Source organism: Mycoplasma wenyonii (genome assembly GCF_003265155.1).
Taxonomy (GTDB): domain Bacteria; phylum Bacillota_I; class Bacilli_A; order Mycoplasmatales; family Mycoplasmoidaceae; genus Eperythrozoon_A; species Eperythrozoon_A wenyonii_C.
The window spans coordinates 1-15,140 of the sequence record NZ_QKVO01000010.1 but is presented as its reverse complement, the minus strand read 5'-3'; the positions used below and the strand labels follow the sequence as shown (position 1 = coordinate 15,140).

The following is a 15,140-nucleotide window of genomic DNA, read 5'->3' as shown; positions in this document are numbered from 1 at the left end:
TAGTTACAGTTGTTGTTTCTTGTTGCTCTTTTGTATAAAAAGAAGGAGGATTGTTACCCGATGTAATTCCTCCCATAACTAAAGTTGCAAGAGCAGACTGGCCTAATCTAACCAAAAAGATTAATTAGATTGTTTGAAATTTATATGGGAATTAACTCTGTTAAAAAACAATAATTGCTTTACTTCTATGCCTCTTCTTCTTCGTCACTTTGAGTTAATAAGAGATAGATTTTTTCATCTAAAGAGGTCGGCTTTACTTCAGCTCATGATGGATTTTCTGAGTAATAAGTTAGTTTGGTATCGATTGATTCACTGCCTTTAATCTTAGGGCTTGAAATTTTGATCCCATATCATAGTGAATCATCATCTGATTGCTCATAAATAGGATCCTCTTCCTGAATATCCTCTACCTTAATGTCAACTCTGCTATTTTCATTTATTTTTTCGTGATCAATAGAAAAGAAACTTTTTGGGAAAAAACCTACTCAGTCTTTTTCTGGCAAAATAGTACTTTCGCCTTCTTTCTTACAAATTACTGAAAAATAGTCTTCTTCTGTAACGTTAAAAGCTACAGGAATATTTGATGTTTTTGCAAAAGTAATGAATTCACAATTACCTATTTCTGGAACTAGATCTAGATCCCTATGTTCTGTTACCTCTAAAACAGGTTGATGGGCTACATCTACTGGTTGAGTAGTATCTTGAGGAAAAGAAGGAGCAGAGGCCTCAGTAACTGTTGAATGTGCTGGTAAAGCTGGGGTTACAGTTTGAGTAGAAACAGATTCTTGATTTTTAGAAGAAGACTGTGTAGAAAGTGCAATGATTGTTCCGCCCCCCCCGAGAGTGGCTATAGCTAAGAAAGAATAACCAAACCTAATCACTGAATACATAGTAGATTAATTGAGAGTTAGTTCTCTTAATCAACATGTACAAAATAGATTTTCTCTTTTGTTTGTAATTTTTTTAGTGTAACAAAATCAACTAACTTACCGTCATATTCTTCACTCCCATAATCTCAACTACCAATTATTTCAGGATATATAAATTGTTGACTACTAAATACAGTGTCAAAAGTAGCCACCTCTTCAGTTTCTTCATAATCACCTTCATTTTCCGTTTCTGCATGATCTGTCTTTGCCATAATATTCATTTCTCTACCTTTTTCAAAGCCTCACTTATCTTGCTTTAAAAGACTTAAAGGAAGTAAGCCTGTTCATTTATCTCCAAGAATATCAAAACCACTGTATCCCTCTATCTTGCAGAAAACTGCAATATATGGGGTTGTTAATTCCAGCTCTTTAATTACTTGTTCCAGATCATCAATAATTGAACAGTTGCCTTTAGGAGATTCTTCAGGAATTGTTTCTCTAGTTAATTGGGGTTCTAGAGTTTGATTTTGAGTTTCTACTGTTATTACAAAGTTTGTTGTTGCTGGTTCTTGACTTAAGGGTTGAGTTGGTGTTTCTAAGCTGGTCTTATGTTGCGTATCTTCTTGAACAGATTCAAAAGTAGTTAAGTTGGGATCCTTAGCGGAAGAAAGTGAGGCAAATTGAGTTCCTCCTATAACCCCAACTCCAGACAAAAAGAGACTAAGTTTTGGTAGAGCTCCTATCAATTTGGTTTATTGAAAATCAAAAAAATATATCTTTTCTTCGTTTAAAAATGAAGTGAGATTAATGATGGCTACAGATTCATCTCCAACATCTCCATAATTTCATCTTCCTATTAACTCATTATTTGCAAACTTAGAACTAGAAATAGTAACTCCGTATAAGTTCTCTTCATCCTCGGAAAACTCATCAGACATATCTGAATCATCTTCTGCTCCCATATCTGTAGTTACATTAAGGTCAAACTTTTTATTGGTGTTTAGAACTTCTTGATTTGAAAAGAGTGTTTTAAGGAATAATCCTTTTCAGTTGTCTAAAAAGGTATCATTTCCCTTATTCTTGCAAGATACTGTATAGTAATTTGCTGAATCTTTTTCAAGTGATTCAAAAATATCTGTGGCAGGATCAATAATTTGACAATTACCCTCCGGCTCCTCCGCAGCTGCCTTTGGCGTTTCTAATTCACTGGTTTTTGGTAATTCTTCCTGCGGAGGAGTTTGTAATTTTGTATCTAATTCTTGTCTGTCCTCTTGGCCTGAAACCACATTAGCTGAAGTGGCGGGGACAGTTTCTAAAGTAGGTACGTGGCTTCCTACTGATTGTAAAGATACTTGTGCTTGAGTTTCTTGATGAGAAACAGTTACAGGACTAGAGGTGAATACATTATTTTCTGTAGAAGTTGAAGAAGATACCCCCAAGGCTGTAGCAACACCTGTACCAGCGATAGATAAAGGTAAACAGAATTTCAACAAAGTTCCAAACATTATGCCTTCTTAGAGATATAGAAATAGCTTGAAGTTGTTAAATCTGCTACTTCTACTGTATAAACAACAATCGAATCGTCTTTGGCGTAATCTAAACTACTTCCTCATCTTCCTATAATCTTGCCATCTACAAACTTATCACTAGTAAATAAGGTTTGATAAGACTCATCTCCTTCATAATCATCAGAAACATCTTGATAGCTTACATCAATATCGAAGTGTTTGCCTGCAATTAGTCCTTTTCCTCCATCTTTAAGAAGAGCTGAGGGAAAAATGCCTGTTCATTTTTCTAGATATACCTCAGTAACTTCACTATTGTCGCAAGAAACAGAAAAGTATGTGGCTTCTTGAGAAAGCTTACCAATAACTTCTGAATCTCCTTCAATAACTACACATTTGCCTATGCCTTCGTCTTGCGCTTCTTCAAACCTCTCTTTCTCAGTACCGACAGAAGCTGTTTGGGTGTCTTGGATTTCTGATTCTACTTGCTCTGTATGTGTAAGAGTATGAAGGTGTGTAACTTCTGTAACTACTCCTGTAAGAAGGATATTTTCAGCTGTAGTAGTAACTCCTTCTTCTGATAAGTTAAGAGCTGTTCCTTCCTGCTGTCTAGTGGCGGTTAATAAATCTATCTTATTAACTGAATTAGATTGCTTAGTGGCAGATAATCCTATGCCTACGCCCCCCCCGTGATGACAGTTGTAGTAAGTCCTGCGTAAATTAACTTAGTTAAAAAAGTCATATGAATAAATTATTTGAAAAAACTACGACGAAAATTTTATTATTTGTCTACTAAAAATAAATTTCTTTTCTTAATCTGTTATGCTTGGTCTTCTTGATTAAACACCAGATAAATTTCTTGATCTACTCTTGAATCATCTAACACAATAACTGCTCCTGAATCATTTGTATCAAAGGTCTTGTATCCTCAAAACCCAGTTATTGTTTCAGCTAAAAACTTATTACTGGTGGCTTTAATTCCATATCAATCTCCTACACCTAATGATTCTCCTCTTGAAGTAATTTCTTCACTACTTGGTATATCACCATCCATTTCCGTATTTAGATCTATATTCAGTTGTTGATCTACATTAAATTGCATTCCTTCTTTAAAGATAGATTTAGGAAATAGACCTGTTCATTTTGATAGAAGAGAAATATCACCTGTGTCCCCATTATCGCAGAAAATGGTGTAATAATCCTGTTCACTTGTAGCAATTGACTTCAAAATAGTTGCTGAAGTAGAGACGACTCTACATTTTCCCGTTTCAACCGGCTCACTAGGCGCGTGTGTTGAATGATCCGCCGAAGAAGAAACGCCAAGAGACATCTCTGTTGATTCTTCTCTGCCCAATTCTCTTGGTTCTGAATCAAAAACTAAGCCGGAAGAGACAGAATCTTCTGATGTATGTCCGGTGGCTTCTTGCCCGTCGTCTTGGTGTCTTTCTGGTAACGCTTCATTATGACTATCTGGCTGTATAAAAGTGTTTTCTGTACCTAAAGTGCTTTGTCCTGTGTCTCCTGATGGATTTAATGAAGATTCTCCCTTTAATACTTGATCAGAACCATTAAGAGAAGAAGTGACTAAAGAATTAGATTCTGTATTGCCTCTATAGTGAGAAACTAATCTATAAGTGCCTCCAGATAAACCAAGAGCGACAACCGCAAATCCAATTTTTAAAACAGGGCTAGCCAAATTAATTAAGTCTTATTGCTGATGGGAATAAAGATAAAGATTGCTTACTTGATCAGTTAATAACACTTCATAAATTGTTTTGTCCTTATATGTAACGTCTTCTGCCACTTCATTTCCTCAAGTTCCAATAATTGATTTATCTACAAACTTCTCGCTCTTAAACACAGTCTTATAAGGTTCTGTATCTTCATCTGTAGGTTCTGGCTCTTCTATATCAATATCAAACTTTTTTCCTATTGACAAGCTTGATTGGCTATCTAAATTAAATAAGCTGGTTGGAAAGAAGCCTGTTCACTTAGAGAGCATTGACTCTTGATCCACAACATTTGTACAAGTTACTGAAACAAATGTAGTTTCCTCTGGAGAAAAAGTGCCAACTAAATCTTCTTTTGTATCAATTATTTGACAATTTCCCTTTTCTTCTACCGCGGGAATAATTGTTGGTTGAGTATCTGGCTCCGTAACCCTTGTGTCTCTTTGTTCTGCTACTTCTACAGCAGGTTGTTGGATAACTGTTGACCCTAGAACTGGATTTTGTTGAGTAACTCCTTCTGTTTTCTCTGCAGAACCAAAATTAGTTCCTAAACCAACAGCAGAGGATGTAACAATTACTGGAAAAGCGAACTTAATTAAAAAAGACATAAAAGCTAATTTGTCTGATTACTAGTGTTTTGTGTTACTTTTTACTAACTGTTTGAGTCGTTTAGTAACAAATAAACTTGCTTTTCGCCTCCAGATAACTTAACCACAGCCCCTGGACCTTCTTGTTCATAATTTCATCTACCACTTAATGAAGAAGAAAACTTTTCTCCTGCAAAAGTAATGCCAAAGTCTTCTGTTTCTTGTGTCCCTTCCATGTCTGTTTCTATCTTTACATCAAATCTCTTACCTACAGTAAGCTTGTCTTGATTTTTGAATAATTCTTTAGGAAACAATCCCTTCAATGGGTCTGGGAAAGTATCTACGCCTGAAGTGTCACAAGATATTGAGAAGTAACTATCTAAAGATCCTTTAAATGATTCAGGGATGTAATTTAGGTTATTAATAATTTCGCAATTTCCTGCTGGCTTTTGTCCTTCTTCATCTAATAGAAGATAGATCTTTTGATTAATGAATGGGTGAGTAACTGTAATAACTGCTCAAGCGCTATCTTCTTCTAAATAATTTCATTCTGCAGTCATAATAGGTGTTGTGAATTTTGGACTTGAAATAGTCAGTTTAGAACCACTATCTAATTCTGTAATTTCAGAAATATTCGCTAATTCTTCGCCTGCATATTCTATCTTGATAATCAACTCTTGGCCTTCGCTAAATTGTTCTCCTGACTTGAAGATAGAGTTAGGAAATAGTCCTTTTCAGTTATATGGGAAAGGATTTAATACATTGTCTGAACAGGATATTGTCACATAATCTTTTGTTTCATCTTGGAAGGATTCGGGAACATAACCTAATTTCTTAGTGATTTTGCAATTTTCTGCTTTAACAGGAACGGATAGCGCTACAACCTTTGGTGATTCTTGTACTTGTGCCTCTGCTTTTACAGATGAGGGGACTGCCTGAGTTACTTGTTTAGTTAATGAAGAAGATTCTGTAGTTAGAGTTCTTGTTACCTGTGTTACGGATTGATGAGTTAAATTAGTAGTTGGTTTAGATACTGCGCTTTGTCCTCCTTGTATAGACTTTACAAATGCTGTGCCCCCCCCTCCGATTACAGCTGTGGCAAAAATTAATTGAGCAAATACTGGGAATAACGCGAAAGCCATGAGACTAGAAAGTTAAATTATGCATCTTTTCACTAGATATGTACAAAATAAATGTTTTTTTGTACTTCCAAGCCTTCCATTTTAATGAAATCTACTAATTTGTCATCGTATCGATCGTTTCCATCATCTCATCTGCCAATTATTTGATGATCAGAGGAAGAAAAGGAATCACTTTGAAAGATGGTCTTATAAAGCTCTTCTGCATCCGCCTCATCTTGATAATCGGTTTTAGTTTTGATATCTAACTTATAGCCTTTTGTTAGTCGTTTGCCATCTTCTTCAAAAAGATCCTTAGAAAACAATCCTATTAATTTACCTTCTCACTTTTCTTTTAGAAGTTCATCATTTTCACTATCAATTCCCTTGATATCGCAAGTAATAGCAACATAAGAGTCGCCTAAAGAAAGAGCACTAATAACTGATTGAAAGTCAGTAACTATTTCACAATTACCTTCAGTTCCTTTTGTTATTGCAGGTACAGTGACTTCATGTTGTGGCTGAGTAAGGACTGTTGGTATGTCTTGTGAAGGTTGCTCATTGGTTGAAATAGAAAGAGTTTCTTGAATAGTTTCTGGAGCTTGAGCCGTTGTATGAACATTCTCTGTGCCTTGTTCTAATGTAGTAGTTTCAAGAAGATTAGTTTGAGGAGAGGTACCTTCGATTGGATTGGATGACTGCTTTGTGGCCCCTAAAGTCATTCCTCCTCCCAATCCTATGCAAAGGATAGGTAAACCAATCTTTGCTACGTACATTATTGTGGCTAACTGAAATTAATTAATACTGTAGATAAAACTTATCTGCATTAATTGACTCAGGCAATCTTACTTTGTAAACTGTCTCGCCCTCTTCATCTTCCTCTGCTTCATCTTCAGTTTCAATATCATCACTTGCCGCTGAATATCCTCAATTTCCAGTAATAGTTTGTTCCTTAAATTGATAACTGTCAAACAAAGTTCATGTTGGTTCTCAATCATCCTCATCATCTTGTAGTTGCTCATTTTCATGCCTGCTTGCCACATCTATCGTATCAAATACATCAATATTGATTCTGTCTCCAACTTTAAAAATTTCTGCTCCATCTTTTAGTAAAGAGTTAGGTAAATAACCCTTTCAATCTACTAATTCTGTTCTGCCGGTATTATTCTTGCATGAAAATGCCACATAAACAATGTCTTTTGATAACTGCTTCTTAACCCCTTCTGGTGTATCAATTACTTCACAGTTTCCTGTTGAAAATTTTGGAGATCTAACATTTTCTTCTGTCGATTCTGGTTTCGGGCCGATGTCAGCTATCACTGTTTCAGTCTCTTCCGGCAAACCCGCTTCACTGATTGTGGCATGTAAGTGTTTGTCACTATTTACTTCTTCTGTGGATAAATGTGTTTGGGCTTCCGCTACTCTTGCCTCTGTTTGTAAATGTGCTTCCTTTGTTACTGTGTCAAGTTGTGGTTGTGAAGGTTCTTGACTAGTTCTTCCTTGATGTAAAGCCTCTGACTTAGATTCGAGTACTAAAGAAACATTACTAGATGAAATTTCATTAGATGATGAAGTGGCCCCTACATAAGCGCCCCCCCCAATTGTTAAGGTAGCCAGTGCAGGATAAGCCAGCTTTATTAAAAAAGACATAAAAAGCAATTATTGGCTCCTTTTAAAAGAGAAAAAGCTATTAAAGCCTGTTTAAAACTCTAAGTATTTTAAAGATTTTTGATAAAAAATGGAAAACTATTGCCTGATGAAAAAAGTCTTACTTTTTATTTATTAGTTAGATAGTTAATTGAATAATTAGTAATTTATCGTCTTTTAGACCCATGAACAAAATAAATTATTTCTGAAAAGTATGGATTTTCTAATTGAACAAAATCTATTGTTTTTTCATCAATACTATCTTCTCCATATTTTCATTTACCAATAATCTCAGCATCTTTAGTTACAAATCGGGAACTTCGAAATCTGGTTATATAGAAATCATTTGGAGATTCTTCACTAGGCTCTTTTGTTCAAGTTTGAATATTTAATTGTTGTCTAAGAGTCAACTTATCACTTTCTTTGAAAAGATTTTTAGGAAACAGTCCGATTCATTCGCCACCTAAAATATCATACTGGCTATCCCCTTGTGTATTACAAGAGATTGCAATATGGGCTGGAAAAAAAGTATTTATTTTTTCCAACAAAACCACCTTACAGTTGTTTTCTCTTTCTATTGGCTCTTTACTCGATGAAGGGTTAAATCCTGAAGAAGAAAGAAAAGAATTGGATCAAGAATCTCCAAATGATATTTGTTTTCAAGGTAACAATAACAAAGTAACTCCTAAGGTAACACCTCCTACACTAGCTGCAAAGAGTACTGGATGACTTGTATAGGTAAGAAAGGACATAAAAGATTGTTAATTGACCGTTCTCTATTTTAAGTGCCTTAATGCCAGTCTTTATTATTTGTTTTGGGGTTCTGGGGGATTCCTTTACAAACCATTAATTATTAAGTAGTTTTTCTATTATGAGACCAATATCTTTAAGAGTTTTTAGAAATAGTTACTAAATAACCTGTTTGTCTAGTTATTAACTCAGTTCTTTATTTACTTTTTTGAATTCAACTTGCATAGCTGAGTGTTGCCCCCCCCCAACGGTAGCTTCAGGGCTCTTTCAAAAATCACACAACTTTAAATCTCTTTTTTCATATTTATCTCATAGATCCTTAAATTGCAATGAGTTCTGTACACCACTTCCAGAAGAAGAATCGCTTGCACCTTCTAGCTTAAATTCAAACTTTTTCTCAGTTACAGGTTTCAATGAAATCAAAACAGGATTTTGATTAGTTGTATGGCCTCCAGCCCCTGAGCTTAACTGTCCATTTTGTCAAGAGAACTCCTGTAATTTCCCATAATAATCAGCAAAGCTGTAATCTATATTCCCCTCTATAGAACCTTTCTTTATTTCTTCTATCTTTATCTCTGCCAAATTGCTACTGTCTGCTTGTACTTGTGCAGTTCCTCCTCCAGTAGTTAAAGTAAGCTTTACCTGAGTAGGTACTAATAAACAATTCGGTGATACTGGATTAGTAGAAATAAAAAATTCCTTTAATACAGACTCACCATTACTTTTTTCTTTCACTTCACACTTCTTTTGAAATTGATTTTTTCAACCAGAACTATCATCTAAGTCTTTAACTAATGGAGGGTTCTGCTTTTTCGAGTCATAGAAAAGAAATAAGTTAATTTGGTGTTGAAGCTTTAAGAATTTAAGGCCTAACCTTAAGAGATAATCAATCTCTTGAGACTCTTTTTTGAAATATTTAAGTTCACAATCTTCCCCATTTGTTGCCGAGGAAGAAGTTTTCTGTGTCTGTTCATTTTTCTTTAACTTAGATTTGCTAGGTAAACAAAACTTCCACCAACTCTCTTTGTCTAAAGAGGTTATGGGATACTCTGCTATTAAATCTGGAGATTCGCTCCCTGAAGTAGTGCTAGAACTACTAGAAACCTGTGTTATCTGATATCTATCACTTGCTCCCGAGTCTCCTGTCCCTTCAGAAGTAGCTACTGAAGCCTTTGCTAATTGTCCATTTCTCTTAATAAATAGCTTTAATCTGGTGTAATATCCATATGGAGTGGTCCAGCTAACAGACTTAGTACTTAAGAAAAATAAACCTACTAAAGGTAAGCTAACTGTTCCAAAAGTTGTGAGACTCTTTCAATAGTCAAGAAGGCTATTTAACACAAACTAATTAAATAATTAATAAATAAAAATGGCGGATGCGGAAGGACTCGAACCCTCAGTCAATAGTTTTGGAGACTATAGTTTTACCCTTAAACTACGCAACCAATTAGCCCAAAAGAGTGTGCAAAAGCCACTCTTCGAGCTTAATTTTATGCCCTTATAATCTTTTATTCTTTATTCTAGAAAGAAGTTGTCACCTTTATTAATCTAACTTAATTCCTTGATTTCTGAGTTAAGAGAAAAGATCAAAGAAAACCTAATTCAAATACTAAAGACTAATGACTGAATCTTACTCCTAGACAAGATAGTTATTGAAGAAACAAAAAACTCTAAGTTTGGCTTTCTAAATACTAACCTCCCTTACCTAATCTCTGCAATCTACAAGAAATCTCTTCAAGAGATTGAAGATAGATTACTTACAGGTTGAGAAGAATCTAATGATCTCCCTGAAATAGAAAAAGCAGAGCTTAATAAAGGCTATCTAAACTTCTATCCTTCTCAAAAGTTAATTAAAGAGTTCTACTTTAACTCGCAAAAGAATAAAAAGATAGTCTTTGTAGCTAACAATGAAGATAATGAGTTTCAAAAATACTTTATTGAGATTGTTTCTGCTAACCCTACTGGAGAGTTACATATAGGTCACATTAGAAATGGAGTTATAACTGACTCCTTATCTAATCTGCTGGAATACAACGGTAACTTAGTCTACAGAGCTTATTTAGTAAATGATGCTGGTGCTCAAATAAAAGAGCTCATAGATTCCATTTATTGGGTCTACTCACATTTATCTAAAGGGATTTCTATTTCTAATCCTCCTAAATATCATTCAGACATTATTGAGTCATGTGCAAGACAAATAAGTACTAACTTTGGAAATCATTGAAAGCTAGAAGATAAAGAACTAACTAAAGAGATAAGACATTTCTCTATTGAATATCTCTTAACTGCTATAAAGAAAGAGTTAGAAGAGCTTTCAATACAGGTTGATAGTTGAGACTATGAGTCTCGAATCTGCACTGAATCTTCTCTTTCTTCCTTAGTAAATCAGTTAAAAGAACATTTGTATCTCCACGAAAATGCTCTTTGATTCAACACCAGTAAATTCAGTAGAGAACTTAATAAAGATGATGTGTTAGTTAAAAAAGATGGGACTATTACCTATTTCTGCCAAGATCTAATCTATCACCTAAAAAAGTTAGATTTCTTAGATTCCAAAAGCAAGATAGTTAATGTTTTAGCTCAAGACCATAGTTCGCATATATCTAGAATGAAAGCCTTTTTCAAGTCTATTAATATACCTGATCATAGGATTCAATATAAAACTACTCAGCTCTCTAGACTCTTGGTGGATGGAAAGAAAGTAGTTTTATCTAAGAGAGATAATGTATATCTCAACCTAGCTGAGCTAAAAGAACACTTAAGCCTAGATGAAATCAGATGACTCCTAAGTTCTAGAGATGAAGAGAGTGAGTTAGATATAGAAGTAAGTAAGTTAAAAGAGAGAAACTATAACAATCCTATCTTTTATATTCTTTATGCTTTCTCTAGAGCTTCTAGCATAGTGGAATCAATTAAGTTAGAGCCAAAATCTAATCTAAACTTTCAAGCTGTAAATAGTGAGAAAGAACTAGACTTAATCTACACTATTCTTTCTTTGGAATCACATCACAAGAAAGCTGTAGATAATTTGAAGCCAAGTATTATTGCCAGTTACCTATTTAACTTAGCTCAGAAGTTTCATACATTCTATGAAGCTTTCTCTATCCAAAATGACTCTAATATAGAAACTAAGACAGCAAGATTTGTTCTAGTTCAGTTAACTCACAGAATTTTCTCTGAGTTGCTCCCTATATTTAGAGTTCAACCAAGAAAGTTAAGTTAAGCCAATAATTAAGACCAAATATAGTTTTAGAGGGAGCGAAGCTGGTTCCGATGAAAGTGGCAAAGGAGACTTCTTTGGAGGAATACATGTAAGCCTAGCTTTTTTAAATACAGAAAGCTACCTAAAGTTAAAGAACTCTAAATTACTGGCAAAGATTACTGACTCTAAGTTACTCTCTGATGCTACTGTTTACTACCTCGCTCCTAAGTTAAAGGCTTTATTGCCTAATGAGATCTTCGCTGTCTCCTTCAAAATCAAGGAATACAACAAACTCTATGCAAGGCTTAAGAATGTAAATGTTCTATTAAGTTATGCACATAACACCCTATGAAAACAACTAAACGAAAGTCTAAGGGCGAGGGAAGAGCCTCTTCCTAACAAAACAGTCATTGATCAATTCTGTGATAAAGAAAGATACTACAAATATCTAGATAGTATAGGTGTTCAGGGGGAAGAACTAACTCACTTCGAGACTAAAGCAGAACTTAACCATCTTTCTTGTGCTATTGCTTCAATAATTAGTAGGTTCAATTTTCTTGAAGAGATCTCGGAACTGTCAAGGAAATACCATCACAACCTTCCTTTAGGAGCCTCTAACCTTGTTATCAAAGCTTTTAGAGAGCTAAGGTTAAAGAAAGAGACATTAAAAGCTGAAGAGGTCTGCAAAACTCACTTTAAAACCTATGAAAAAGCCTTAGCACTTTAAACTCTTTAGAGTAAACTAGTTAATAGCCTATGGATATAAATCTAGGTAAAACAACTCTTCTTACTAGAGAGGAAGCTCTGGCTCAAAGAAAATGAGTTCTTCTAGATGCTAAGAATGTTCATTTAGGTAGATTAGCTGTACAGATAGCTAATTTACTAAGAGGAAAGAGAAAGGCTAACTTTACTCCTAGTTATGACTGTGGTGAGTTCGTTGTAGTCATCAACAGTGATAAATTAAGACTTTCTGGACATAAATTAACAGATAAATTTTGATATAGACATTCAGGCTATCCTGGAGGTCTAAAACAAAGAAATGGGAGAGAGATGTTGGAAAATTACTCTGACAAGATGCTTATGTTAGCTGTTAAGGGTATGCTTCCAAAAAACAGATATCTCTCTAGAGCTTTACTTAATAAGTTAAAGATTTATAAAGGTACTGAACATCCTCACACAGCTCAACTATCAAACAGCTAGATTCTGAATTATTGTCTTAGTCATCTTATTGGAGGTTAAGAAAGGAGAAGACTGCTTAATTAATTGGTTGATAAATTTGAAGTTCAATTCTTTTAGGGAAGGGATATCATAGAACTTTTGAGGCAATCTGAATTTCTTAATGTGTCTTATCAATTGATGAACTAATCCTTCAGAAGAAACAGAATTAAATAGTAGATAACTTAGTTCTAGGGCTCTATCTCTTCCTTCTTTCTCATTAAGAGTTATGTATTCCAAAAAGGAAGGAAGGAATAAAGCTAAAGACTTATAGAACTCTAGTCTAGTTAACTTAGTTAAGTTTGCTGCTAACTTAAATCAAGTTCAGTAATTAGATTTAGTCATAAAATATCTACCATCAAAACATTTAGCTGCAATACCCATAATTATCTTTGCATCTATTAAAGAGATAGAGTTGTTTTCCTTTAAGAAATTGAGATATCACTCAATTGACTTAAGCTCTCTTATTAGTCTCATTCTGTCTTCAGTACTTAACTCACTATCAAAGTAACTAAAGATAAGTCTGAAATATAGTAAATGAGCTAGCTCTAATTGTTTAGCTTTCTTATATTCCAATAAAAGGCTAGGGCAGTAAGCTACAAAGTCAGAGCTGTCTATTGGATTAAAGAGAAATACAGAATTATCAAAGTAATTCATATTTTTTAACACAGGTTTGTTAGTTAGTATGGGTTGCTCTATTAACTTGATATTTGGAATTACCAAAGTTGGTACAGAAAACATAGAGTAGTAAGAAGACACTACAGGTCTAGGGGAGTTAGGTTGTAGTTTTAAATTACTAGGTTTAATAAGCCCCCTAATGACTAACTTAGATAGGTCTATTAAGGAGTTAGATCCAACTACTAATAGTGAATTAGTTTTGTTTTTATGGCAGAACCTTATTAACTTATTGACTGACTCTCTATCTAATGTAGGTTGAACATTAGTGTACTCAAGAAAAGGTATCTTATTGTCTTCTAGTAGAATTATTAGTCTTTTATAGCCTACTAATTGTCTTGTATAGGAATCATCTGAGATTACTACTAAGTTATTTATATTTGCTTTCTTGAGCTTAGAAAGTAGAGTTTTTTCGAGTGCATCTTCCCCCACTTCTCAATTGTTTAATAGAGGGATCTTTCTTTTCTCTTTCCTTTTTTTTTTGGGTTCAAACTCTGAGTCTTCTACTATACTAGCTTTCTTACTTTGAGCTTTCTTTTCTCTTTCTTCTTTTATCCGGGAAAGGCTTTCATAATCAGATTCCTTTAAGAGGTTTAGATGGGCTCAACAACAGTCTAGATTCTTTCTGTTTTCTGCTATTAACTCTTTGAATTTATTTAGGTTTAGTTCATTCTTAAATTCTTTGTGGGAAAGAAGAGAAAATGCCTTTGATTCTTCTTTTGCTTTAAGTGAAGACCTTTGGAATTTGAAAAATAACTGACTATCTAGAGAATTTTTATAGATAGATTCAGAGATGTCCTCCGGTTCCTTCTTGATAAAGAATTTCTTAATGGTTTCTTTTGCCTTAACTTTAGGGTCAAAAGGGGACATTTAAGTTCTATTCTTTTTCTAGTAGTAATAGTTTTTCTTTCATTTCTTTTTCTCAAGAAGAAAAGCTATGAATTAATAAGTTCTTGTTGCTCTTTAGGCTATTACATTTCTCTTTTAGTTCTGCTAAGATAGCTGGTCAATTGCTTTCTGTCTTTGAAAGTAAAGTAGATACTATTCCCTTTCATTTTTTTTCTTTAACCTCTTGGGACTTATTGTTTAGTCTTAATAACTTCATAACTAATTGAATACTCTTACTGTATCTTGCTTGTAATACAGTTATTAACTCTAAGATTCTTTCCTTGCAAAGAAAGAAAAACTCTTCCTTGGCTAATAAACTCTTGAACTTAGCTTCTTGAAAGACTAAATTCTCTGATAAATTAGAGAAGGTAATTTCTTTCCCTTTTGGTACCTTTAACTCAACAATAAAACTATTCACTTTCTCATCATGTATAGTTTTCTCTTGAGTTAAGAAGTAAAGCTCTTTAGATATATCAAAAACACTTTGTTTGCAATTTAAAACATCTTGAATGGTTTCTTTCTTAAATCTAAGAAATAGATAGTAGAAAAAACAAGGAACGACAATTAAGAATATTCCAAAGCTGGTATAAGCTACTCATTCTAGTTGGGACAATTCTATTAGACTAGTCCTCCCCTATTAAAGATTATTAAAGGTTATTCTTTCTCTGTATGTAATAAGTATGAAGACTATATAAATTATTAAAAAACATTCTTTAATAAGTTTTTATCTTTTTTTTAATTATTGCCTTATTCTTTCTAGTTTAGAGTTAATTGAGTTTATAGAAATGCCGGTTCTTTAGTTTTTTATCTATATAAATTTTCTTTAAAAGTCTTTTTATTTTTTTATAGGGTAAGGGGGGAGTAGGAGGGTGATTAGGTAACAGGTATGGTTTGGTTGAGATACCAATGGATGGAGAGCAAGCTATATTGACTGAGGAATATTCCTTATCTAAG

17 protein-coding genes and 1 tRNA gene are annotated in these 15,140 nt (G+C 34.0%); 4 read left to right on the top strand and 14 right to left on the bottom strand.

Annotated elements, in window-relative coordinates; all coding sequences use genetic code 4:
• Positions 1-185 precede the first annotated feature (185 nt).
• The 3 genes from DNK47_RS02450 to DNK47_RS02440 are packed head-to-tail and all read right to left on the bottom strand — an operon-like array spanning position 186 to position 2,374.
• Positions 186-881 (bottom strand): hypothetical protein, encoded by a 696-nt coding sequence (locus tag DNK47_RS02450; RefSeq protein ID WP_146737529.1) that lies wholly within the window; start codon positions 879-881, stop codon positions 186-188.
• A 35-nt stretch (positions 882-916) separates the two neighbouring features.
• Positions 917-1,582 (bottom strand): hypothetical protein, encoded by a 666-nt coding sequence (locus DNK47_RS02445; RefSeq protein ID WP_146737528.1) that lies wholly within the window; start codon positions 1,580-1,582, stop codon positions 917-919.
• Positions 1,583-1,621: 39 nt separating this feature from the next.
• Positions 1,622-2,374 (bottom strand): hypothetical protein, encoded by a 753-nt coding sequence (locus tag DNK47_RS02440; protein ID WP_112665621.1) that lies wholly within the window; start codon positions 2,372-2,374, stop codon positions 1,622-1,624.
• Positions 2,375-2,596: 222 nt separating this feature from the next.
• Here DNK47_RS02440 and DNK47_RS02435 point away from each other — a divergent pair, with 222 nt between their 5' ends.
• Complete coding sequence (locus tag DNK47_RS02435; RefSeq protein ID WP_112665619.1) at positions 2,597-3,079, top strand: hypothetical protein; 483 nt, start codon at positions 2,597-2,599, stop codon at positions 3,077-3,079.
• Positions 3,080-3,194: 115 nt separating this feature from the next.
• Here DNK47_RS02435 and DNK47_RS02430 read toward each other — a convergent pair whose 3' ends face one another.
• The 8 genes from DNK47_RS02430 to DNK47_RS02395 all read right to left on the bottom strand — a co-directional run bounded on the left by DNK47_RS02430 (position 3,195) and on the right by DNK47_RS02395 (position 9,651).
• Positions 3,195-4,070, bottom strand: a complete 876-nt coding sequence (locus tag DNK47_RS02430; RefSeq protein WP_112665617.1) for a hypothetical protein — start codon at positions 4,068-4,070, stop codon at positions 3,195-3,197.
• A gap of 12 nt (positions 4,071-4,082) precedes the next feature.
• The gene (locus DNK47_RS02425) at positions 4,083-4,712 is read right to left on the bottom strand and encodes a hypothetical protein (protein WP_112665615.1); all 630 of its coding nucleotides are present in this window, start codon (positions 4,710-4,712) and stop codon (positions 4,083-4,085) included.
• Positions 4,713-4,756: 44 nt separating this feature from the next.
• Positions 4,757-5,833, bottom strand: a complete 1,077-nt coding sequence (locus DNK47_RS02420) for a hypothetical protein (RefSeq protein WP_112665613.1) — start codon at positions 5,831-5,833, stop codon at positions 4,757-4,759.
• A 32-nt stretch (positions 5,834-5,865) separates the two neighbouring features.
• A complete protein-coding gene (locus tag DNK47_RS02415) occupies positions 5,866-6,585 on the bottom strand; it encodes a hypothetical protein (protein ID WP_112665611.1) in 720 nt (239 codons plus the stop codon).
• A gap of 22 nt (positions 6,586-6,607) precedes the next feature.
• Positions 6,608-7,459 carry a hypothetical protein gene (locus DNK47_RS02410; protein ID WP_112665609.1) on the bottom strand — a complete coding sequence of 284 codons (852 nt, stop codon included), beginning with the start codon at positions 7,457-7,459 and terminating at the stop codon, positions 6,608-6,610.
• 164 nt (positions 7,460-7,623) lie between these two features.
• Positions 7,624-8,208, bottom strand: coding sequence for a hypothetical protein (locus DNK47_RS03375; RefSeq protein WP_146737527.1), 585 nt, complete (start codon positions 8,206-8,208; stop codon positions 7,624-7,626).
• Positions 8,209-8,389: 181 nt separating this feature from the next.
• Positions 8,390-9,547: a hypothetical protein gene (locus DNK47_RS02400; protein ID WP_112665605.1), complete on the bottom strand. Its 1,158-nt coding sequence runs from the start codon at positions 9,545-9,547 to the stop codon at positions 8,390-8,392.
• A 29-nt stretch (positions 9,548-9,576) separates the two neighbouring features.
• A tRNA-Trp gene (locus DNK47_RS02395) sits at positions 9,577-9,651 on the bottom strand.
• A gap of 116 nt (positions 9,652-9,767) precedes the next feature.
• Here DNK47_RS02395 and argS point away from each other — a divergent pair.
• From argS to rplM, 3 genes are read left to right on the top strand one after another with little or no spacing between them, the layout of a single operon-like run.
• Positions 9,768-11,429: an arginine--tRNA ligase gene (argS, locus tag DNK47_RS02390; protein WP_112665603.1), complete on the top strand. Its 1,662-nt coding sequence runs from the start codon at positions 9,768-9,770 to the stop codon at positions 11,427-11,429.
• A gap of 4 nt (positions 11,430-11,433) precedes the next feature.
• Complete coding sequence (locus tag DNK47_RS02385; protein WP_309250885.1) at positions 11,434-12,135, top strand: ribonuclease HIII; 702 nt, start codon at positions 11,434-11,436, stop codon at positions 12,133-12,135.
• A 29-nt stretch (positions 12,136-12,164) separates the two neighbouring features.
• Positions 12,165-12,608: a 50S ribosomal protein L13 gene (gene rplM, locus DNK47_RS02380; protein ID WP_112665599.1), complete on the top strand. Its 444-nt coding sequence runs from the start codon at positions 12,165-12,167 to the stop codon at positions 12,606-12,608.
• Here the strand turns inward: rplM and DNK47_RS02375 are convergent.
• The 3 genes from DNK47_RS02375 to DNK47_RS03595 all read right to left on the bottom strand — a co-directional run.
• Entirely contained in the window at positions 12,594-14,168 is a 1,575-nt protein-coding gene (locus tag DNK47_RS02375) for an iron-containing alcohol dehydrogenase (protein WP_112665597.1), read from the bottom strand. The genes rplM and DNK47_RS02375 overlap by 15 nt on opposite strands.
• 7 nt (positions 14,169-14,175) lie before the next feature.
• Positions 14,176-14,799: a hypothetical protein gene (locus DNK47_RS02370; RefSeq protein ID WP_112665595.1), complete on the bottom strand. Its 624-nt coding sequence runs from the start codon at positions 14,797-14,799 to the stop codon at positions 14,176-14,178.
• A 154-nt stretch (positions 14,800-14,953) separates the two neighbouring features.
• Positions 14,954-15,140 (bottom strand): hypothetical protein (locus DNK47_RS03595; RefSeq protein WP_220084657.1); only part of this gene is annotated, 187 nt, incomplete at its 5' end.